The 20,654-nt window shown below is 74.2% G+C and carries 18 protein-coding genes and 2 tRNA genes; 9 read left to right on the forward strand and 11 right to left on the reverse strand.

The annotated features are described in order from the left end of the window. Positions 1–124 precede the first annotated feature (124 nt). Positions 125–201, forward strand: a tRNA-Met gene (locus ACI79K_RS08635). Positions 202–280: 79 nt separating this feature from the next. Here ACI79K_RS08635 and ACI79K_RS08640 read toward each other — a convergent pair. Together ACI79K_RS08640 and ACI79K_RS08645 are read right to left on the reverse strand one after the other, a co-directional pair. Further along, positions 281–838, reverse strand: a complete 558-nt coding sequence (locus tag ACI79K_RS08640; protein WP_456589329.1) for a hypothetical protein — start codon at positions 836–838, stop codon at positions 281–283. A gap of 113 nt (positions 839–951) precedes the next feature. Beyond that, entirely contained in the window at positions 952–2,298 is a 1,347-nt protein-coding gene (locus ACI79K_RS08645; protein WP_456589328.1) for a threonine/serine ThrE exporter family protein, read from the reverse strand. Between the two features lie 182 nt (positions 2,299–2,480). Here ACI79K_RS08645 and ACI79K_RS08650 point away from each other — a divergent pair, with 182 nt between their 5' ends. Next, the gene (locus ACI79K_RS08650) at positions 2,481–4,070 is read left to right on the forward strand and encodes a BCCT family transporter (RefSeq protein WP_456589327.1); all 1,590 of its coding nucleotides are present in this window, start codon (positions 2,481–2,483) and stop codon (positions 4,068–4,070) included. An 83-nt stretch (positions 4,071–4,153) separates the two neighbouring features. Continuing rightward, positions 4,154–4,230 (forward strand) — tRNA-Met (locus ACI79K_RS08655). A gap of 185 nt (positions 4,231–4,415) precedes the next feature. On the opposite strand, the gene ACI79K_RS08660 is transcribed toward ACI79K_RS08655, so the two are convergent. Continuing rightward, positions 4,416–4,703, reverse strand: coding sequence for a hypothetical protein (locus ACI79K_RS08660; RefSeq protein WP_456589326.1), 288 nt, complete (start codon positions 4,701–4,703; stop codon positions 4,416–4,418). 341 nt (positions 4,704–5,044) lie between these two features. Between ACI79K_RS08660 and ACI79K_RS08665 the strand changes: the two genes are divergently transcribed. The 3 genes from ACI79K_RS08665 to ACI79K_RS08675 are packed head-to-tail and all read left to right on the forward strand — an operon-like array spanning position 5,045 to position 11,084. Next, on the forward strand, positions 5,045–6,832 hold the full coding sequence (locus ACI79K_RS08665) for a thiamine pyrophosphate-requiring protein (RefSeq protein WP_456599517.1): 1,788 nt from the start codon (positions 5,045–5,047) through the stop codon (positions 6,830–6,832). A 3-nt stretch (positions 6,833–6,835) separates the two neighbouring features. Continuing rightward, positions 6,836–9,946 carry an FAD-binding and (Fe-S)-binding domain-containing protein gene (locus tag ACI79K_RS08670; RefSeq protein ID WP_456599518.1) on the forward strand — a complete coding sequence of 1,037 codons (3,111 nt, stop codon included), beginning with the start codon at positions 6,836–6,838 and terminating at the stop codon, positions 9,944–9,946. A gap of 28 nt (positions 9,947–9,974) precedes the next feature. Next, positions 9,975–11,084 (forward strand): enolase C-terminal domain-like protein, encoded by a 1,110-nt coding sequence (locus tag ACI79K_RS08675; protein WP_456589323.1) that lies wholly within the window; start codon positions 9,975–9,977, stop codon positions 11,082–11,084. Positions 11,085–11,100: 16 nt separating this feature from the next. Here ACI79K_RS08675 and ACI79K_RS08680 read toward each other — a convergent pair whose 3' ends face one another. The 8 genes from ACI79K_RS08680 to coxB are packed head-to-tail and all read right to left on the reverse strand — an operon-like array spanning position 11,101 to position 18,326. Then, positions 11,101–12,375, reverse strand: coding sequence for a cytochrome b N-terminal domain-containing protein (locus ACI79K_RS08680; protein ID WP_456589322.1), 1,275 nt, complete (start codon positions 12,373–12,375; stop codon positions 11,101–11,103). After that, entirely contained in the window at positions 12,372–13,187 is an 816-nt protein-coding gene (locus tag ACI79K_RS08685) for a QcrA and Rieske domain-containing protein (RefSeq protein WP_456599519.1), read from the reverse strand. Before ACI79K_RS08685 ends, ACI79K_RS08680 begins: the two co-directional genes overlap by 4 nt. Continuing rightward, positions 13,184–14,017, reverse strand: a complete 834-nt coding sequence (locus ACI79K_RS08690) for a c-type cytochrome (protein WP_456589320.1) — start codon at positions 14,015–14,017, stop codon at positions 13,184–13,186. Before ACI79K_RS08690 ends, ACI79K_RS08685 begins: the two co-directional genes overlap by 4 nt. Continuing rightward, positions 14,014–14,400 carry a c-type cytochrome gene (locus tag ACI79K_RS08695; protein ID WP_456589319.1) on the reverse strand — a complete coding sequence of 129 codons (387 nt, stop codon included), beginning with the start codon at positions 14,398–14,400 and terminating at the stop codon, positions 14,014–14,016. Before ACI79K_RS08695 ends, ACI79K_RS08690 begins: the two co-directional genes overlap by 4 nt. Next, complete coding sequence (locus ACI79K_RS08700; RefSeq protein WP_456589318.1) at positions 14,397–14,867, reverse strand: hypothetical protein; 471 nt, start codon at positions 14,865–14,867, stop codon at positions 14,397–14,399. The genes ACI79K_RS08695 and ACI79K_RS08700 overlap by 4 nt, the downstream gene beginning before the upstream one ends. Beyond that, entirely contained in the window at positions 14,864–15,472 is a 609-nt protein-coding gene (locus ACI79K_RS08705; RefSeq protein WP_456589317.1) for a cytochrome c oxidase subunit 3, read from the reverse strand. Before ACI79K_RS08705 ends, ACI79K_RS08700 begins: the two co-directional genes overlap by 4 nt. Beyond that, entirely contained in the window at positions 15,469–17,373 is a 1,905-nt protein-coding gene (gene ctaD / locus ACI79K_RS08710; RefSeq protein WP_456589316.1) for a cytochrome c oxidase subunit I, read from the reverse strand. The genes ACI79K_RS08705 and ctaD overlap by 4 nt, the downstream gene beginning before the upstream one ends. Beyond that, a complete protein-coding gene (gene coxB, locus ACI79K_RS08715; RefSeq protein ID WP_456599520.1) occupies positions 17,370–18,326 on the reverse strand; it encodes a cytochrome c oxidase subunit II in 957 nt (318 codons plus the stop codon). The genes ctaD and coxB overlap by 4 nt, the downstream gene beginning before the upstream one ends. Before the next feature lie 146 nt (positions 18,327–18,472). On the opposite strand from coxB, the gene ACI79K_RS08720 reads away from it, so the two are divergent. The 3 genes from ACI79K_RS08720 (at position 18,473) to ccsA (ending at position 20,612) form a co-directional block, all read left to right on the forward strand. Continuing rightward, positions 18,473–19,123: an ABC transporter ATP-binding protein gene (locus ACI79K_RS08720; RefSeq protein WP_456599521.1), complete on the forward strand. Its 651-nt coding sequence runs from the start codon at positions 18,473–18,475 to the stop codon at positions 19,121–19,123. Beyond that, the gene (locus tag ACI79K_RS08725) at positions 19,120–19,797 is read left to right on the forward strand and encodes a heme exporter protein CcmB (protein ID WP_456589313.1); all 678 of its coding nucleotides are present in this window, start codon (positions 19,120–19,122) and stop codon (positions 19,795–19,797) included. Before ACI79K_RS08720 ends, ACI79K_RS08725 begins: the two co-directional genes overlap by 4 nt. Before the next feature lie 77 nt (positions 19,798–19,874). Beyond that, positions 19,875–20,612, forward strand: a complete 738-nt coding sequence (ccsA, locus tag ACI79K_RS08730) for a cytochrome c biogenesis protein CcsA (RefSeq protein ID WP_456589312.1) — start codon at positions 19,875–19,877, stop codon at positions 20,610–20,612. The last annotated feature ends 42 nt before the right edge of the window (positions 20,613–20,654 follow it).

The following is a 20,654-nucleotide window of genomic DNA, read 5'->3' on the forward strand; positions in this document are numbered from 1 at the left end:
CCCCCCCCCCCCCCCCCCCCCCCCCCCCCCCCCCCCCCCCCCCCCCCCCCCCCCCCCCCCCCCCCCCCCCCCCCCCCCCCCCCCCCCCCCCCCCCCGGCAGGGCTGGTACGGTGATGTCACCGACGCGGGGTGGAGCAGCTCGGTAGCTCGCTGGGCTCATAACCCAGAGGTCGCAGGTTCGAATCCTGTCCCCGCTACCACCACGAAGGCCCGGCCCCACCAGGGGTCGGGCCTTCGTCGTTCTCGTCCTTCCGGGTGCTCGGGCCGCCGGTCCCGTGGTCAGACGGCGCTGAGCTCCTCGTGCGTGCGGGCGTCGGGCCAGTCGCGCGACCAGCCGTCGGCCTGGCGTGGTGCACGGCGGTAGGGCGTCGGCCGCGGTCGTGCCGGCGGCAGCGCCGGTTCCGCCGTCGGGGTGCGCCCTCCGGCCGGCACCTGCTGGACGGGAGACGACGTCCCCGGGGCGGCGGGGAACCGTGGGGCCGGCGGCGTGCCGACGTGCGCGGGTGGGCGCGGTCGCGTGGTCAGCGCGGCGAGCAGCGTGTGCGGGCGCGTGCGGTCCGGGTCGGCCACCGGCGCGGCGGCCAGCGGGCGTGCCGGGGGTGCGGGGAACGGTTCTCGCCGCGGTGGGTGGGCCGGATCCGGCAGGCGGAGCTCGGCGAGGTCCTTCCACGTCGAGTGCCGCAGCCCGTCGACGGTGCACCGCACGCGGGCGGAGACCCGGCCGTCGGGGGTGTGCCGCCAGCCGAGCAGCTCGCCGGAGTACCAGATCCCGCGGTGGTGGATCTCCACCGGCTGCGGGTCTCCGACGAAACTGCTCGCCGCCACGTCCCCCGCCACGACCCGGACTGTAGGCGGGCCGGGAACGGGGGTGCCGGAGGCGCACGGGTCCGGCGCCTCGCGCGTGACGGCCCGTCCCACCGTTCACACGGGTCCGTGCCGACGCCTCCGCGTCAGGCGCGCGCCACCCCGCGACCGCCGCCGGTGACGCTCCGCGCGCGTGCTCCTCGGGCCTGGACCAGGCCGGTCAGGCGCCGCTCCCCGGGCAGCCTGGTCCGTCGCAGGGACTGCGCCACGTACTCGCCGAGCAGGGACCCCGCCGCCAGCGCCAGGCCGATGGCGATGGCGGTCCCGAGCAGCGTGAGGCCGCCCAGCGTGTCGCCCTCGGTGAGCCGGCGCAGACCCCGGTAGATGGCGAGCCCGGGCAGCAGCGGGATGATCCCGGCGGCCACGTAGACCAGCGCGGGGACCCGCTGGCGGGCAGCCATGACGAAGCTGCCGAGGCCGATGACGACGGCGGCGGCGGCCGTCGCGAGGGTGACCGACAGCCGCAGCTGGTCCAGCCCGACGAACACCGCCCAGCCGAGCGCACCGGCGGCCGCCGCCGGAGCCAGGGTGCGCCGGGGGGCGTAGTTGGCGACGGCGAAGGAGGCCGAGACGGCGGCTGCGGCCGCGAGCTGCAGCGGCACCTCCGCCAAACCGCTGGGCGAGGGGTCCCACATCGTCATCGGCACGCCGAGCCGCACGCCGATCGACAGCCCGACCGCCACCCCGCTGATGATCCCGGCCGTCAGCAGCAACGTCTCGAAGGCCCGGGCGCTCGCCGTCACGTAGAAGCCGGTGATCGCGTCGTGCACCGAGCCGACGAGCGTGACACCCGGCAGCAGCAGCACGATGCCGCCGGCGACGACGAGCGACGGGCGGACGCCGATGTCGGCGGCCACGAGGGCGAGGGCGACCGAGGTGGCGATCAGCCCGCCGGCGGCGTTGAGGAAGAAGGGCGGCAGTCCGCGGCGGCCGAGGCGGTCGATGGCGAGGTCGACCAGCACCGTGGCACCGAAGGCGGCCGCCGTCACCACGGGCCCGGCGCCGAGCAGCACGGCGACCCCGGCGGCCAGGAACGCACGCGCCCCGGTGACCACCCACCGGCGGTAGGGGTGCCGTGCGGTGGCGATCGCCCGCAGCCGGTGGTCGGCCTCCGGCGGGGTCACCCGTCCCGCGGCCAGGTCGCCGACCACGTTGTGGACGGCGGTGGCGCGGGAGTAGTCCAGCTCCCGCCGCTGGACCAGGCGCAGCCCGCTGATCGGGGCGGCGTCCGCGGCGGGGTGGCCGGAGACCGTGATCGAGGTGAAGGTGATGTCGCACTCCACCCGCCCGAGCCCGCAGGACCGGGCCACGACCGTGCACGTGGCGGTCACCTCGGCGGCGCTGGCGCCGGCCGACAGCAGCAGTTCCCCCGCCCGGAGGGCGAGGTCGACGGCGTGGTGGGGGTCCTGCTGCGTGGGCGGCTGAGGTGGCACCCGCCCACGATCCCCGACGGTTCCGGTCCCGCGGGGGTGGGGCTTGTCACGCCCGGAAAGATGCGGCGCTCCGCAAGTGGTGCAAGTCTGGATCGTCGTCCGGCCGTCGACCCCGCCCCCGTACGGTCTGCCGCCGGTGGGCGCCCGGCTCTCTTGTTCCCGACCGAAGGATCCTTCCGCTCGTGCGAAGAACATCCGCCGTCTTCTGGGCCTCGCTGGCCATCGTGCTCCCCTTCGTCCTCTGGGGCGTGCTGTCACCGGAGTCCCTCGACTCCGCCGCCACCTCGGCGCGCACCTTCGTGGTCGACCGGTTCGGCTGGTTCTACCTGCTCACCGCCACGATCGTGCTGGTCGCGGTGATCGTGGTCGCGGCCTCGCGGTGGGGACGGGTGCGGCTGGGTGCGGACACCGACCGGCCCGAGTACAGCACCCGGGCCTGGTTCTCGATGCTCTTCAGCGCGGGTATGGGCATCGGCCTGGTGTTCTGGGGCGTGGCGGAGCCGGTGTCGCACTTCCTCACCCCGCCGACGGCCGACCCGGGGACCACGGAGGCCGCCCGGGATGCGTTGCGCTACTCGTTCTTCCACTGGGGCCTGCACCCCTGGGGCATCTACGCCGTCCTGGCCCTGGCCCTGGCCTACGCCCGGTTCCGCCGCGGCTGGAAGGCCACGATCAGCGGGGCGCTGCGACCGCTGCTCGGTGACCGCGTCGACGGCCCGCTCGGCGTGGCGGTGGACACGGTCGCCGTGGTCGCCACCGTCTTCGGTGTCGCCACGTCGCTCGGCCTGGGCGCCGCGCAGATCAACGGGGGCCTCGCCTCGCTCGACGACGGCATCGCGACCGGTTCCGGCGTGCAGCTGGCCATCATCGCGGTGGTCACCGTCCTCTTCCTGATCTCGGCGCTCTCCGGGATCAACCGCGGGATCAAGTGGCTGTCGACCGCCAACGTCGTCCTCGCGGTGGGGCTCTTCGCCTTCGTGCTGTTCACCGCGGCGTCCGGCCGGCTGGTCGGTGCGTTCACCACGACCCTCGGCAGCTACCTCGCCGAGCTCCCCACGATGAGCCTGCAGACCGGCCCCTTCGACGCCGAGCGGTCGGATTGGATCAACGGCTGGACGATCTTCTACTGGGCGTGGTGGATCTCCTGGTCGCCCTTCGTCGCGACCTTCATCGCGCGCATCTCGCGCGGGCGCACCATCCGGGAGTTCGTCATCGGCGTGCTGGCGGTGCCGACGCTGGTCAGCGGGCTGTGGTTCTCCGTCTTCGGCGGAGCCGGAATCCTCGCCGAGCAGGAGGGGGCGGAGCTCGCCGGGCAGTCGACCGAGTCGCAGCTGTTCGGGCTGCTCGACACGCTGCCCGGTGGGGTGGTGGCCGGGATCGGGGCGATGATCCTGATCGTCACGTTCTTCGTGACCAGCGCCGACTCCGCCACCTTCGTGCTCGGCTCGCTCAGCAGCCGCGGTGGGCAGGACCCGGCGCGCGTCGTCAGCGTGATCTGGGGGCTGGTCATCTCCGCCTCCGCAGCCGTCCTGCTGGTCAGCGGCGGCCTGGGCGGGGTGCAGACCGCCTCGATCGTCGCCGCCTTCCCCTTCGCGGTCGTGCTCCTCATGGTGCTCGCGTCGCTGGTCAAGGGGCTGGGGGAGGAGCCCCGTCTCCCGCGCCGCGCTCCGGAGGACCCGCTGCTTCCCGGCACGACGGCGTCGCCGAACGGTCACCCCACCGGCGGGGCGACGGCTGCGCCGCCGGCAGCGGGCACGTCCAGCACCTCCTGAGCCGGCTGTCGGCCCCGTGGTCCCGCCGACCACGGGGCCGACAGCGGGTCGGTCCCGCCGAGAGGGTAGGGTGGCGGACGCAACGCGGGGTGGAGCAGCTCGGTAGCTCGCTGGGCTCATAACCCAGAGGTCGCAGGTTCGAATCCTGTCCCCGCTACCAACGCAGTGCAGTGGCCCCGCCGGGCCCCGGAGACGGGCTCGGCGGGGCCACTGTCGTCAGCGGCCGACCGTGGGTACGCAGTCCGACCGGGTCGTCCTCACCGACGGCCGGGGCGGGGTGGCTGCGTCGGTGCGGGTGCGCGCTCGAGCACGTGCCCGAGATCGTGTGCCTCGAGTCCGGCTCGCTCAGGCGGTCCGGTCGGCCCGCTGACCGGACCGATCGAGGCCCGGGCAAACCCCGTCAGCGGCCGGTTCCGCCTCAGCGCTGTGGTCCGCGCCCCCGGCCCCGGCTGGGCTCTGCGCGTCGGCGGCGGACCTGCCGAGCAGCCACACGCCCAGCATGACGGCGAAGATGATGACGATGATCGCGACGGCGAGCGCGGCGATCCGCCGCCGGGCCGGCTTTCCGCGCCCGACGCGGAACTCGGGATCATGCGGTCCACCGTGCCCGCGGTGGTCTCCTCCTGCGCTCATCGGTCCTCCCGGGTTGGCCGGTGCCGCGTCCGCGGCTACCGGGGGTTGGGTCGGGGCCTGAACGGGGCGGCCGGAAGGTCCGGGCTGCGCGCCCACTCGCGAGGCCGGAGAAGACGTCGTCCCCGCCCCGAGCACGAGCACCCGCTGACGAGGCGGGCTCGGCGGTGAGCGTGGCTGCCTCCGTGTCGTCCCCGGGGGCCGACGTGCTCGACCGACCGGTCGTCCCCCTCACCTCGACTGGGGGGCATGGTCATCCGATCGTAAAGTCCCGTCTCGGTTTCATCCCGGCTCGACGGGTAGCGCGTCCAAGGACGGTGCAACCCAACGGGAGGGATCTCCCCATGAGCCAGACTGTCGCCGACGTCCTGCTGGACCGCCTCCGGGAGTGGGGCGTCGAGAAGGTCTTCTCCTATCCCGGTGACGGGATCAACGGCATCCTCGAGGCGTTCGGGAAGCAGGACGGCCTGCAGTACGTCCAGTCCCGGCACGAGGAGATGTCCGCCTTCGAGGCGGTGGGGTACGCCAAGTTCACCGGCCGGGTGGGCGTCTGCATGGCCACCTCGGGGCCGGGCGCGATCCACCTGCTCAACGGGCTGTACGACGCCAAGCTCGACCACGTGCCCGTGGTCGCGATCGTCGGGCAGACCGACCGGAGCGCCATGGGCGGCTCCTACCAGCAGGAGGTCGACCTGCTGTCGCTGTTCAAGGACGTCGCCCACCACTACGTGCACGTGGTGAACACGCCCGAGCAGCTCCCCAACGTGATCGACCGCGCCATGCGGATCGCGGCCGCCGAGCACGCGCCGACCGCGGTGATCATCCCGGCCGACGTGCAGGAGCTGGAGTACAGCCCGCCGACGCACGAGCACAAGATGGTGCCTTCCAGCAGCGCACACACCTCGGCGCCGACGATCGTTCCGGACGACCGGTCGATCCGCGCCGCCGCCGACCTGCTCAACAGCGGGAGCAAGGTCGCGATGCTCGTCGGCCAGGGGGCTCGGGGCGCCCGCGCGGAGGTCATCGAGGTCGCCGACATCCTCGGCGCCGGCGTGGCGAAGGCGCTGCTCGGCAAGGACGTGCTCCCCGACGACCTGCCGTTCGTGACCGGGTCGATCGGGCTGCTGGGCACCCGGCCGACCTGGGACATGATGAAGGACTGCGACACCCTGCTGACGGTCGGCTCCAACCTGCCCTACAGCGAGTTCTTCCCCGAGTACGGCCAGGCCCGCGGGGTCCAGATCGACCACGACGCGAAGTACATCGGCATGCGGTACCCGTACGAGCTGAACCTCGTGGGGGACGCCGCCACCACCCTCCGGGCGCTGATCCCGCTGCTGGAGCGCAAGGCCGACCGCTCGTGGCGGGAGGGCATCGAGGACGGTGTCCGGCGCTGGTGGGAGACCATCCACATGCGTGCCATGACCGACTCCGACCCGGTCAACCCCATGCGGCTGTTCTACGAGCTGAACGATCGGATGCCCGGCAACGCCATCATCACCGCGGACTCCGGGTCGTCGGCCAACTGGTACGCGCGTCACCTGCGGTTCGGCCCGGACACCCGGGGCTCGCTGTCCGGGACGCTGGCCACCATGGGCCCGGCGGTGCCCTACGGCATCGGTGCCAAGTTCGGGCACCCCGACCGGCCGGTCATCGCCTTCGTCGGCGACGGGGCGATGCAGATGAACGGCCTGGCCGAGCTCATCACCATCTCCCGGTACTGGCGGGAGTGGACCGACCCCCGCATGGTGATCGCGGTCCTGCACAACAACGACCTCAACCAGGTGACCTGGGAGATGCGGGCCATGGGCGGATTCCCGAAGCTCGCCGACTCGCAGACGCTGCCCGACGTCTCCTACGCCGCGTTCGCCGCCGGCCTCGGCTTCGAGGCGATCACGGTGGACGACCCGGACCAGCTGGGGCCGGCGTGGGACCGCGCGCTGGCGGCGGGCCGGCCGGCGCTGCTCGACGTGCACGTCGACGCCGACGTCCCACCCATCCCGCCGCACGCGACGCTCGAGCAGATGACCGAGACGGCCAGGTCGCTGTTCAAGGGCGACGAGGACGCGTGGGGTGTGGTCAGCCAGGGGGCCAAGACCAAGATCCAGGAGTTCCTGCCGCACCGGGGCTGAGCGATGGCGGTCACCGATCTGCCCCCACCCACCAGCCTGCCGCCGGAGCCTGCCGGGCCCCACCGGGTGGACGTCGCGGCGCTGGCGGCCGACCTGCGCCGCCGGGTCGACGGCGGTGTCCGGTTCGACACCGGCACCCGCGGCGCGTACTCCACCGATGCCTCGAACTACCGGATCCCGCCGCTGGGGGTCGTGGAACCGCGGACGGTGGAGGCGGCGGTCGAGGCGGCGGCGGTCTGCCGCGAGCACGGTGTGCCCCTGCTGTCGCGGGGCGGCGGCACCAGCCTCGCCGGCCAGACCACCAACGCCGCCGTCGTCCTGGACTGGAGCCGGTACTGCACCGGCCTGGTCTCGGTCGACACCGACCGGCGGACCTGCGTCGTGGAGCCGGGCATGGTGCTCGACCACCTCGACGCCCGGCTCGCCGAGCACGGGCTCACCTGGGGGCCGCAGCCGGCGACCCACTGGACCTGCACGGTCGGCGGCATGCTCGGCAACAACGCGTGCGGGGCCTCGGCGCAGGTGTACGGCAAGGCGGTGGACAAGGTCTCCCGGCTGGAGGTCCTGCTGCCCGACGGCACCCGCATGTGGGTCGGGCCGACGAGCGACGAGGAGTACGCCGAGATCGTCCGGGCGGGTGGCCGCCGCGCCGAGGTCTACCGCGGGCTCCGGGCGCTGCGGGACCGCTACCTCGCCGAGATCCGCACCGGTTTCCCGCGGATCCCGCGCCGCGTCTCCGGCTACAACCTCGACGCGCTGCTGCCCGAGAACGGCTTCGACGTGGCCCGGGCGCTGGTGGGCAGCGAGGGGACGCTGGTGACCGTGCTGCGCGCGGAGCTGCAGCTGTCGGAGCTGCCGCGGGTGCGCCGCCTGGCGGTCCTGGGCTACCCCGACGTCGTCGCCGCGGGCCGCGACGTCGCCCGGCTGCTCCCGCACCGTCCGCACCGGCTCGAGGGCGTCGACGAGGTGCTCCGCCGCAACCAGGACGAGCTCGGGATGAACCCCCGGGCCCTGGAGAAGCTGCCCGACGGCAGCGGCTGGTTGCTGGTCGAGCTCGCCGGGGAGGACGAGGAGGAACTGGGCGGACGCATGGATCGGATGGTCGAGGACCTCCGCTCCGCGCCCGAGCCGCCGGCCGTGCTGGTCCTGAGCGACCCCGCGGACCAGGCGGACATGTGGGCCTTCCGCGAGTCCGGGCTCGGCGCAACTGCGCATCCGCCGGACGCGCACGACACCTGGCCGGGGTGGGAGGACTCCGCCGTCGCACCCGATCAGCTCGGGGAGTACCTGGCCGACCTCGCGGAGCTGCTCGACCGGCACGGCCTGACGCCCTCCTCCCTGTACGGGCACTTCGGTCACGGGTGCGTGCACCTGCGCATACCGTTCCCGCTGGGCGCACCGGGCGGCGAGGACACCTACCGCCCGTTCCTCGAGGACGCCGCCGAGCTCGTCACCCGCTACGGCGGCTCCATGTCCGGCGAGCACGGCGATGGTCAGGTGCGCGGCGAACTGCTGCCCCGGATGTTCGAACCCGAGATCGTCGAGGCGTTCGGCCGCATGAAGGCGCTGCTGGACCCGGACAACCGGATGAACCCGGGGAAGGTCGTCGCCCCGTACCCCCTCGACGAGCACCTCCGGGTCACCGCCGACTACCCCGCCTGGCAGCCCGAGGTCGCCTTCGGCTACCCGGAGGACGACGGCTCGTTCGCCCACGCCGCAGCCCGGTGCGTCGGCGTCGGCAAGTGCCGCTCCTCCCTGGAGGTCGGGTCCGGCCAGGTGATGTGCCCGAGCTACCAGGTGACCGGCGACGAGAAGCACTCCACCCGCGGCCGCGCGCGCCTGCTGTTCGAGATGCTCCGCGGCGACGTCATCCGCGACCGCTGGCGTTCCACCGCGGTCCGGGACGCGCTGGACCTCTGCCTGGCGTGCAAGGGCTGCCGCAGCGACTGCCCGGTCGACGTGGACATGGCGACGTACAAGGCGGAGTTCCTGTCGCACCACTACGCGGGCCGGCTGCGCCCGCGGACCCACTACACGCTCGGCTGGCTGCCGCTGGTCGCGCGGTTCGCCGCGCTGGCGCCGCGGGTGGTGAACGCCCTGACGCAGACGCCGGGGGTGCGCACGGTGGCCAAGGCGGTCGGCGGGGTGACCCCGGAGCGCGACCTGCCGCTGTTCGCCCCGCAGCGCTTCACCTCCTGGTACCGCGACCGGGGACCCCGAGGAACGGGGGAGCGCGGCGAGGTGCTGCTCTGGCCGGACACGTTCACCGAGTTCTTCCAGCCGCACATCGGCGAGGCGGCGGTGACGGTGCTGGAGGACGCCGGCTTCACCGTGCGAATCCCCGACCAGGAGCTCTGCTGCGGGCTCACCTGGATCTCCACGGGCCAGTTGGCGACGGCCGCGCGGACCCTGCGCCGGACGGCGGGCGCGCTCGCACCGGAGCTGCGCGCGGGCATGCCGGTCGTGGCGCTGGAGCCCAGCTGCACCGCGGTCTTCCGGTCCGACGCCCCCGAGCTGCTCCCGGACGACGAGGACGTCCGGCTGCTCGCGGCGTCCACCCGCACGCTCGCCGAGCTGCTGGGCGAGCGCGCTCCGGAGTGGGAGCCCCCTCGGGCGGATCGCGCGGCGATGGTCCAGACCCACTGCCACCACCACTCGATCATGGGCTTCGACCAGGACCGCGAGCTGATGCGGAGGGCCGGGTTCGACGCCGACGTGCTGAACTCCGGCTGCTGCGGACTGGCCGGCAACTTCGGGTTCGAGCGCGGTCACTACGACGTCTCCATGGCCTGTGCCGAGCAGGCCCTGCTGCCCGCGGTGCGCGAGGGCGACCCCCAGGCGGTGGTGCTCGCCGACGGCTTCAGCTGCCGCACCCAGGTCGAGCAGGCCGACACCGGCCGCAGGGCGGTGCACCTGGCCGAGGCGCTCGCCGGTCTGGTGACCGGCGCGCGGCTCGAGGACAACCCGGAACGGGTGCTGGCACCGGCCCCGCATCCGCCGGGCCGGCTGGCGCAGGGGGCGGTGCTCGCGGCGGCCGCCGGCGTCACCACCGCCGCGGTGACCGGGGCGGTCACCGCGGTGCGGCGCACGCTGACCGGCCGCTCCGCCGGCTGACCACCTCCTGGAGAGGAGCACCGCTGCCGTGGGAACCACACCGGACGTCCCGGTGCAGAGCGTGGTCGTTGCCGTCTACCGGCTGCCGACCGACCGCCCCGAGGCCGACGGCACCCTGCAGTGGGACGCGACGACGGCGATCGTGGTGCACGCCGCTGCCGGGGACCGCACCGGGACCGGCTGGACCTATGCCGACCAGTCCACCGCGGCGCTCATCCCCGGCCTGCTCGCCGGCGTGGTGGAGGGGCGATCGGCCCTGCACCCGCAGGACGCCACGCATGCCATGGCCCGGGCCGCCCGCAACGCCGGCGTTCCCGGCCTGGTCGCGATGGCGATCTCCGCGGTCGACGTCGCCCTCTGGGACCTGAAGGCGCGGCTGCTCGACGTGCCGCTGGCGGTGCTCCTGGGGGCCGTGCGCCGGGACTCGCCGGTCTACGCCAGCGGTGGGTTCACCACCTACGACGACGCCGCGACCCGCGAGCAGCTGACGGGCTGGCTCGACCGGGGCTTCGACCGGGTGAAGATCAAGATCGGGGAGTCGTGGGGCAGCGCGGAGCGCCGCGACCTGGCCCGCACGCGGCTGGCCCGCGAGGTCGTCGGGGACCGCGTCGATCTGCTGGTCGACGCCAACGGCGGCTACACCGCCAAGCAGGCGGTCCGGGTGGGCCGGGCGCTCGACGACCTGGGGGTGGTCTGGTTCGAGGAGCCGGTCTCCTCCGACGACCTGGCCGGGCTGCGACTCGTGCGCCGGTCCCTGGACTGCGACGTCGCCGCCGGGGAGTACGGCGCGCGGATCGAGGACTTCGCTGCCCTCTGCGGCGCCGGCGCCGTCGACTGCCTGCAGGTGGACGCCAGCCGCTGCGGCGGGGTCACCGAGTGGTTGCGCGCGGCGGCGGTGGCCGCGGGGCACGGGCTCGAGGTCTCCGCGCACTGCGTGCCCACCCTGCACGCACACCTCGGCCTGGCCACGCCCAACCTGCGCCACCTCGAGTGGTTCCACGACCACGAGCGGTTCGAGCGCCGGCTGTTCGACGGCGCCCCCGAGCCGCGGGAGGGCCGGGTCCGGCCGGACCTCGCTGCCCCGGGGCTCGGCGTGAGCCTGCGCGAGGCCGACGTCGAGGAGCTGCGGGTGGCCTGAGCCGCGACGCCCGGGGTCAGAGCGGGGACTGGCGGGAGCGCCGCCGGGCGTACCAGAACAGAGCGCCCGCGAGCACCGGCGGGGCCGCCACCAGCGCGATGCGCAGGAACCAGATGACGGTGACCACCTCCAGCCCGAGCACCTGGGCGATCACGTCGCTGGCCGCCCCCGCGCCCGTCACCGCGCCGAGCACCACGACGAAGGTGACGAAGGCGACGCGGAACGGCGCGTCGAGCGGCCGCTCGCTGAGGTCGAGGTCGGCTTCCGGACGCCGGCGGAACAGCCGCTCCAGCAGCGGGTAGACCAGCACCGCCCCGCCGATGAGCACCGGCAGCAGGACACCGCCCAGGAACGGGTTGGTGATCGTCGCCCCCAGGATGCTGAACTCCACGGCCGGCAGGAGGAGGATGCCGCCCTCGGCCGGGAACAGGTACCAGTCCGGGTACATGTCGTTGCCGGCCACACCGGGCAGGTACGGGCCGATGTGCAGGACGTCCCCGAAGGGGACCAGCGCGGCGGAGACGACGAGCAGCGTGGTGGTCAGCAGGGTGAGCAGCAGCGCGCGGGACCGCAGCCCGCTCCGGCCGGGGGTCGCCACGACCAGCTGCCCGTCGGGGCGACGGCGCCGCGGCAGGACTGTGTGCCGCTGGCGGACGACGAGCCACAGGTGGACGGCGAGCAACCCTCCGAAGGCGACCGGCAGCAGCAGGACGTGCAGCCAGAACAGCCGGGGGACGACGTCGGCGACGTCCGGGCCCGCGAAGACGAGGTCGGCCAGCTCCCCGCCGAGCCAGGGCATGCTCGCCGCGATCGAGTACCCGATCCGGACGCTGCTGCCGGTGATCACGTCGTACACCAGGTTCTGGCCCGACCAACCCAGCGCGAAGGCCAGTGCGAGCAGGACCAGGCCGAGCAGGTAGTTCGAGATGCGGCGACCCCGGAAGGCCCCGGCGAGGAGCACCCGGAGCACGTGCAGCAGCAGCGCCGCGACGAACAGGTAGCTCGCCACCCGGTGCACCCGGCGCAGCAGCAGCCCGCCGGGCAGGTCGTGGCTGATCGAGACGACGGAGGAGAACGCGGCCGGCAGCTCCCGGCCGTCGTAGAGGTCGGCCGAGCCCTGGTACTCCACCAGCTCGGCCGACGGCTCGTAGAAGAAGGTCAGCACCAGCCCGGTCAGCAGCAGGACGGCGAAGCAGATCACCGCGACCGGCCCCAGCAGGAACGACCAGTGCGTCGGGACGAACAGCTCGCGTAGCCACCGGGGCCGGGTGGGGGCTTCCTGGACGCTCATCCGCGCACCGGACCGATGGGCGTCCCGAAGTCGCCGAGGGCCACCAGGAAGCCGTCCGCGTCGACGCCGAGGGGGAGCTGGGGGAGGGGGCGCGACGCCGGCCCGAACGTCGGTACTGCCCCGCGCGCCGCGTCGAAGGTGGCCTGGTGGCAGGGGCAGAACAGCGAGTCGCTGTCCTCCTGGTACAGCCCGACCGGGCAGCCGGCGTGCGTGCAGACCTTCGAGTAGGCGACCAGCCGTTCGCCGACGACCCAGTCGAGGACCGTCGGCGGCTGCGCGCTCTGCGCGGAGAGCCGCACCAGCACGACCGCCGCCAGGTCCTCCCGGGCGGCGCCCTCGGGCCACACGGTGCCGAAGCCGCCGATCGGCACGTCCGCCGCGCGGATCCGCTGGCCCTCGGCGGTCACCAGGTGCGTCCCCCGCCGCCAGCTGGTGGCCGGCGGCTCGTCCCGGCCCAGCCAGGCGAGCAGGCCGATCCCGGCGAGCGCGCCGACGCCGACGCCACCGAGGACCCAGCGCCGGCGGACCGGGTGACCGGCGACCGCCGCGAGCAGCGGTGCGTCCCCCGGCTCGCGCTGGCCCGGCCAGACGAGCTCCTGGTCCTCGTCAGCGGGCAGCGCGGCGGCCACGACGAGAGCGGCGCACAGCGTGCCGATGCCGAGGAGCAGCCCGAGCGCGGAGGTGGGCCAGTCCAGCACCAGGCCCGCCACGAACGCCGCGAGCAGGATCGCCGCCACGGCTCCGGCCGCGAGCGGGACCGGGCGGCGCAGGAGCGCGGGGCGGGACTCCGGGCGGGGCTCCGTGGCCGTCACTGCTCCGTGCCCTCCCTGTCCTCCGGGTCCGAGGGGGTGCGCCCGGCCGGTTCCGGGGCCGATCGCCGGCCGGTCCGGACGACGAGCACCAGCGCGCCCGCCATGGCCAGGGCGATCAGGCCGGTGAAGACACCGCCGTAGACGCGACTGACGTCCGAGAGCCCCAGGGGTGTGGTCTCGGCGTCCGACAGGTCCTGCACGTAGGCGGCGATGTCGGCGGCGTCCTGCTCGCTGAGGACCTCGTCGCCGAACCGGGGCATCTCGAACGGGCCGACCCGGATCGCCTCCACGATGCCGGTGGGGTCGATGCCGGTGACCTCCGGGGCGACCGTCCCGTCGGCCGAGATGCCGCCGTTGCCCCCGGCGCTGTGGCAGGGCGCGCAGTTGGTCAGCCAGAGCGGCTGCCCGCGGCCCGGGTCGCCTGCCCCCACCTCCGGGATCCCGCCCTCCAGGTCGAACTCCTCGGCCATCCAGGTGACGACCGCTTCGCGCTGGGCGTCGGTGAGCTGTTCCTCCACGGCGCCGACCGGCCGGTGCAGGATCGGCATCCGGCCGGTGCGGATGACCAGGTCGACGTAGGCCACCGGCAACCCGCGCAGGTCCGGCCCCGCCTCGTCGCCGGTCCCGGGGATGCCGCTGCCGTCGTTGTTGTGGCAGATCCCGCAGTACCGCTGGTAGACGGTCCCGCCGTCGGCGACCTCCTCGGCGGGCGGCGCCGGGGCCGGGGCGGCCTCGACCGGTGCCGCCACCAGGGTGAGGGCGACGCAGGCCGTGACCAGCGCCAGCACCTGGAGCAGGCGCGCGGCCGTCGGGATCCGGCGGCGGCTCACGAGGGCTCCAGCGAGTACAGGTAGGCGACGATGGCGTCGACGTCCTCGTCGGTCACCCCGAGGTCGGGCATCAGGTTGCCGGGGTCCAGCTCCTGGGGGTCCTGGATCCAGCTCCGCAGGTTCTCGGGCGTGTGGGGGAGCTGCCCGGCGATCACCCGCCGCTCGACGAGCGTCCCGAGCGGCGGACCCACCCGGCCCTGCGGCCCGGTCACCCCCGGCACCTGGTGGCAGGCCGCGCAGCCGTACTCGCGCAGCAGCTCGCGCCCGCGGTCCGCGGACACCTGCGGCTCGCCGGTCGCGTCGGTGCAGGCGCTCAGCCCGGCCGCGGCGGCCACGAGCGCCGCCGCCAGCCGGGCCCGCATTCCCCGCCGCCCCCCGGTCACCAGCACGGTCCGTACACGAGGACGGGGGGCAGCGCCAGCACGATCAGGCCGACCGCCAGCAGGTTCATGGTGAGGCCGGTGAGCGCGAGCAGCCGGTTGCGCGCGGGGCTCGGCACCGGGTCCCAGGCGCCGGCCGGGGGCGCGTCCGCGGGGTCGCGCCGACGCCGCCAGGGCAGCAGCGGCCGGAGCTCGGGACCGGGGACGGCGGCGGACTCCGGCTGCGGTGGCAGGTGCCGCATCGACCACCAGGACGCCCAGGTCGCGGCCAGGGCCATGACCGTGAGGGCCACGGTCAGCACGACGAGGAAGACGGGGAGCGCCAGGCCCTCGGTGGGGCACCCGATCTCGATGAACCAGTAGCCGACCAGCAGGTGCAGCAGCCAGGCCGCGGTGCCACCGCCGACACCGAACCAGAACAGGACCGGCCGGCCGGCGGGGCGCTTGGTCTCCGGAGTCGCGGCGGTCACCAGAACCTCGGCGTCAGGTAGAGGGTGGCGGCGATGACGATCCAGGACCAGACCACGAAGTACCAGTAGTGCGCGGCGGTCACCGCCATCTCCTGCTCGCGGGGGGGCATGCTGCCGGTCCGCACGCGCAGCAGCACGATGCCCAGCCCGAGCAGGGCCAGGGCGGCGTTGACGTGGTGGAAGCCGGCGAGGGCGAGGAAGAGGGAGCCGTACACGTCGCGCTGCGGGTCGATGTCGTTGGCCGCGTAGTCGGCGAACTGCACGAGGAGGAACGCCACCCCGAGGACGACGGCGGCGGCCAGCGCGGCGGGGACCCGGCCGGCCGCCTTCCCGGCCCGCGCCGACAGGTGGACCGCGGCCACCGGGACGGCGCTGAGCAGCAGCAGCGCGGTGGCGACCGCGGTCAGTCCCAGCGCGGGGGCGGGCGCCGGCTCGGGCGGCCACGTGTCGAAGCCGTCGCGCAGGTAGAAGTAGGAGAACAGCAGCGCCGCGAGCATCGACACCAGGACGAGCTGGAGCAGCAGCATCCCCCACCACCCGGTGCCGCGGGCGATGTGCGGGGCCGGACGGGGGGCGGCGTCCCCGGCGTGTCCGCTGGTCCTCACAGCCGGTCCTGCCTGTTCCAGACCCAGGCCACACCGGTCACGACCGCGGCGAGCACACCGGTGAGGGCGACGGGGTAGACGTCGATCATCGTGCCGATCAGGGCGACGGTGAGCGAGGAGGCCATCAGCAGCGGCCACCACGACTTCTGCGGCAGGGTGACCAGCTCCTCGGGGGCGGCGTCGAGGATGCTGGTGAGCACGACCTGCCGCACGGGAGCGCGGGGCTCGCGCAGCTCGTCCTGCCAGGTGGCCGGGTCGTACTTCGGCCGGAAGGGCCGGGTGTCCCACAGCGGCGAGCGGCTGGCGACCTCCGGGATGCCGCGGAAGTTGTAGGCCGGCGGCGGCGAGGTCGCGTACCAGTCCAGGGTCTCCCCGCCCCACGGGTCGTCCCCGGCCCGCTCGCCGTACCGCGCCGACAGCACCACGTTGCCCAGCGTCATGAGCAGGCCCAGGGTGAGGACGACGGTGCCCGCGGTCGCGATCGCCTGCGTGAGCTCCCACCCCGTGTTCTCCGCGTAGGTGTAGAGGCGGCGCGGCATGCCCTGCAGCCCGGTGATGTGCAGCGGGAAGAACGTCACGTTGAAGCCGACGAAGGTCAGCCAGAACGCCGTCTTGCCGATGCGTTCGTCGAGCAGGCGGCCGCTCATCTTCGGCATCCAGAAGTGGACGGCGGCCAGCACCGGGAAGAGGATCCCGCCGATGAGCACGTAGTGGAAGTGCGCGACGACGAAGTAGCTGTCGTGCGCCTGCTGGTCGAACGGGACCGAGGCGACCATCACCCCGGTGACCCCGCCGAGGACGAAGATCACGATGAAGCCGACGACGTACATCATCGGCGTCTTCCACACCGCCCGGCCCTGCCAGATGGTGGCGATCCACGCCGAGACCTGGATGGCGCTCGGGATCGGGATGAACAGGCTCGCCACGGAGAAGAAGGCCAGCCCGAGCTGCGGGATCCCCGTCACGAACATGTGGTGCACCCACACGCCGAACGACAGGATGCCGATGGCGACCGTCGAGACGGCGATCAGGCTGTAGCCGACGATCCGGCTGCGGGCGAAGACCGGCACGATCGTGGAGACGATGCCCAGCCCCGGCAGCAGGATGATGTAGACCTCGGGGTGGCCGAAGAACCAGAACAGGTGCTGCCAGAGCAAGGACTCGCCACCGGCCGCCGGATCGTAGAAGTGCGTGCCGATCTTGCGGTCCAGCTCGAGGAGCACGCTGGCGACCACCAGCGGCGGGAACGCGAAGATGACGGCGATCCCGGTGACCAGCACGTTCCACGCCAGCAGCGGCATCTGGCTGATCTTCATGCCCGGCGCCCGGTACCGGAGGATCAGCACCACCAGCTCGATCGCTCCGGCGATCGTCGCGATCTCCACGAACGTCACGCCCAGCAGCCAGAAGTCCATCGAGTTGCTCGGGGAGTACTCGGGCCCGGTGAGCGGGGTGTAGGCGAACCAGCCGCCGTCGGGGACCTGGCCGAACAGGAAGCTGCTGTAGAGGAAGATCCCGCCGAGCACGTAGATGTACCAGCCGAAGGCGGTCAGCCGGGGGAACGGCAGGTCCCGGGTGCCGAGCATGAGCGGCAGGAAGTACATCGCGAAGGCTTCGCCCACCGGCACGGCGAACAGGAACATCATCGTCGTGCCGTGCATGGTGAACAGCTCGTTGTAGGTCTGCGCGTCGAGGAAGGTGCTCTCGGCGCTCCCGAGCTGCCAGCGCATCAGCACCGACTGGATGCCGCCCAGGGCGAAGAAGACGAACGCGGTGATGAGGAAGCGCTGGCCCACCTGCTTGTGGTTGAGGGCCGTGAACCAGCCGGCCAGGCCGGGTGGGGTGGCCCACGTGGCGGCGAGCCGGTCCTCTGTGGCCGGGGGATCCTGCAGCGCGGTCATTCGAGGCTCTCCAGATAGGCCAGCAGCGCTTGCAGGTCGTCGCCCGAGAGGTTGTTCGGCGGCATGCGGACCCCCGACTTGAGGCCCTGCGGGTCGAGGATCCAGCCCGCCAGGTTGCCCCGCGTGTTCTCGAGCATCCCCGCGGCGATCGTGTCCCGGGACGCGAGGTGGGTGAGGTCCGGGGCGAAGTCGTCCCCCTCGCTGACGTCCTCGATCCGGTGGCACTGCCCGCAGCCCGCGGCCAGGTACACCTCGCGGCCGGCCTCCTCGAGCTCGCCGTCCGGCTCCGCGGAGCCCGCCTGCAACGCGACCAGGTGGTCGGCGAACTCGTCCTCATCCTGGGCGACGAGGACGAACTGCATGCGGGCGTGCTGGATGCCGCAGAACTCGGCGCACTCCCCGAGGTAGCGACCGGCCTCCTCGACCTGGAAGGACAGGACGTTGGTCTGCCCGGGGAGGAGGTCGAGCTTGCCGGCCACCGGCGGGATCCAGAGGCTGTGGATCACGTCCGCCGACGTCATCTCCAGCCGGACGGGGCGGCCGACCGGCACGTGGATCTCGTTGGCGGTCACCACGTCGGCGTCGGGGTAGCGCACCTCCCACCAGAACTGGTGGCCGACGACCTCGACGGTGAGCGCCTCGGGAGGGGCAGGCCGGGAGATGTCGACGCCCACCACGAGGCTGTAGGCGAAGACGGCGGGCAGGACGACGATCGGGACGACCACGCCCCACACGGCGATGAAGGCCTTCGCGCCCCGGTTCGCGGCCCGTGGCTCGCGGCGCGCGCGGTGCCGGAGGGCCAGCACCAGGAACACCACGGTGGCCAGCCACAGCAGACCGCCCAGGACGATCATGAACCAGGTGAGCCCGGCGATCTGCGCCGCCTCGGGGCCCACGGGATCGAGCACCGAGCCTGGCTCCGGTGCGGCCACCGGAGCGAGGTCGGCTGGCACGATCGCACCTCCGTGGCGGGCTGGTCGGGCTGCCCCTCCGGGGAGGGCTCCCGTGCGGTCCCGTCCGACCCTAGTGGCTGGCTTCGGCCGCACAACCGCAGCTGCTCGGCCCGGGCGCGGGCGGCGGTGGCACCATCCTCGGCACGATGACCCAGTCGAGGACCGGCCGCCCTGCCGCGGGGGAACCGCCGGTGCTGTGCCTGCAGGAGGTGGCCCGCCGCTACGGCGGGCGGACCGCGCTCGCCCCCCTGACGCTGCGGCTGTCGGCCGGCGCGGTCTGCGTCGTCGGCGGGGGGAACGGCGCCGGCAAGACCACGCTGCTGCGGATCGCGGCGGGGCTGGTGGAGCCGACGTCGGGCACCCGGTCGGTGACCGGGCACGCGCTGTACCTGCGCCCCGGGGCGGCCGCGCGCCGTCGGCAGCGGGCACTGGACGCCGTGACGTTCGCCGGCGCCCTGGCCGGCCGGGAGCAGCCGGCCGGTGCCGCTGCGGCGGCCCTCACCGCGTGCGGGCTCCCCGAGGAGTTGTGGGGACAGGAGGCCGGCCGCCTCTCGGCGGGGCAGCGGGCGCGGGTGACCCTCGCCGTGGCCCGCGTGGTGACCCCGGCGGTGGTGTGCCTCGACGAGCCCATGGAGCACCTCGACGCGACCGGACGCGAGGCAGTGCGCCGGACGGTCGAGGACCTGGCCGGTCACGGGGCGGCGGTGCTCGTCGCGGGCTCGGAGGTCGCCGCCGGCCTGGGCCCGGTCGACGCCCGCCTGGAGCTCGTCGGGGGAGCTGCGACGGTGCTCGGGTGAGCGGGGGAGGTGGACAGCGGCAGGGCCGCGCCGGCGTGCTGCGCACCGTTCCCCTGCTGGTCCGGCGGGACGCGCGGATCGCCCTGGGTGGCGTCGACGGCTTCGCCTCGGTGCTGCCGTTCGTCGCGGCCGGGGTCGTGCTGGGGGGTCTCGTGCTCGGCCCCGACCCCGTCGCGCTCCGGGCCGCCGCGCCCGGCCTGGTCTGGCTGCTCGTGCTCACCGCCGCGGTTCCGCTGGCCCGGCTGGTCGCGGCGGCGGAGCGCGACGAGGACTCCTGGGACCTGCTGCGCGGCCTGGTCCCGGCCGGGGCGCTGTTCCTCGCCAAGGCCGCCGTCCTCTGGACCGCGCTCGCGGTCACCTGGACCACGGGGACCGTCCTCGCCGTCCTGCTCCTCGACGGCCCCGTCTCCCTCGCCGGGTGCGCGGCGGCGGCGCTCGGCCTGGGCGGCGTCGCGGCGAGCACCACGGTGTTCGGCGCCCTGCTGGCGGCCTCGGCCCGCGGTGCGGGCCTGCTCGCGGCCCTGGTGCTCCCCGCCGGGCTGCCCGCCCTGCTGGCCGGGACGCAGGCCGGCGTCGTGGCGGAGCCGCTCCCGTGGCTGGTGCTGCTGGTCGCCTACGACCTGGTCGCCGGGGCGACCGCCTGGGCCGTCTTCCCCTTCCTCCTGGAGGAGTGAGAGGCTGGCCGGGTCCCCGCTGACCCAGCCGTCCCCGGGCCTTCCCGGGCGGGGACCGGTCGACAGGAGGAGCGAGCGTGCGTAGGACTCCGGTGCCCGGCGGTGCGCTCCTCCCCGCCGCCGCTGCCGGGGCGACCGCGGTCGCGCTGGTCCTGGCGCTCGTCGTCGCCCCCGAGGACGGGGTGCAAGGTCCGGCGCAGCGGTTGATGTACGTGCACGTCCCGGCCGCCTGGGTGGCCTACCTGGCGTTCGCGACCGTGCTGGTGTGCAGCGTGGGCTACCTGGTGCGCCGTGAGCTCGGCTTCGACCGGTACGCGCAGGCGGCCGCCGAGCTGGGCGTCGGGCTGACGGCGCTGGCGATCGCGCTGGGCATGCTGTGGGGCCGCCCGGTCTGGGGCGTCTGGTGGACGTGGGATGCCCGGCTGGTGACGACGGCGGTGCTCCTGCTGGTCTACGTCGCCTACCTCGGCGTCCGCCGGATGGCCGACGACCCGCACGTCGCCGCCCGCCGGTCCGCGGCCATCGGCATCGTCGCCTTCCTCAACGTGCCGGTCGTGCACTTCTCGGTCGTCTGGTGGCGGACGCTGCACCAGCCGCCCACCGTGCTCGGCCCCGAGGGCAGCCCACCGATCCACGCCACGATGGCGTGGGCGCTGGGCGCGGGCGTCCTCGCCTTCACCCTCCTCGCGGTGCTCGTCGTCCGCCGCCGGGTCGCCCGGCTGCGGGCGGAGGCGTCCGAGCCGGCCGGCGCGCCCGCCGGTGCCGGCGGCGAGGACGCGCCGGTGATCACCGTCGTCCCCGGGGGCGGCCGGTGAGCGGGCAGCTGGCGGTGGTCCTCGGCTACCTGCTCACGCTGC

The sequence above is a fragment of the Blastococcus sp. SYSU DS0616 genome (genome assembly GCF_054051015.1).

What these genes read in the sequence shown, in the direction of transcription:
- ACI79K_RS08660 (WP_456589326.1), bottom strand. Translation starts at nt 4,703, where the DNA reads ATGAGCGCAGGAGGAGACCACCGCGGGCACGGTGGACCGCATGATCCC.
- ACI79K_RS08665 (WP_456599517.1), top strand. Translation starts at nt 5,045, where the DNA reads ATGAGCCAGACTGTCGCCGACGTCCTGCTGGACCGCCTCCGGGAGTGG.
- ACI79K_RS08670 (WP_456599518.1), top strand. Translation starts at nt 6,836, where the DNA reads ATGGCGGTCACCGATCTGCCCCCACCCACCAGCCTGCCGCCGGAGCCT.
- ACI79K_RS08680 (WP_456589322.1), bottom strand. Translation starts at nt 12,375, where the DNA reads ATGAGCGTCCAGGAAGCCCCCACCCGGCCCCGGTGGCTACGCGAGCTG.
- ctaD (WP_456589316.1), bottom strand. Translation starts at nt 17,373, where the DNA reads ATGACCGCGCTGCAGGATCCCCCGGCCACAGAGGACCGGCTCGCCGCC.
- ACI79K_RS08720 (WP_456599521.1), top strand. Translation starts at nt 18,473, where the DNA reads ATGACCCAGTCGAGGACCGGCCGCCCTGCCGCGGGGGAACCGCCGGTG.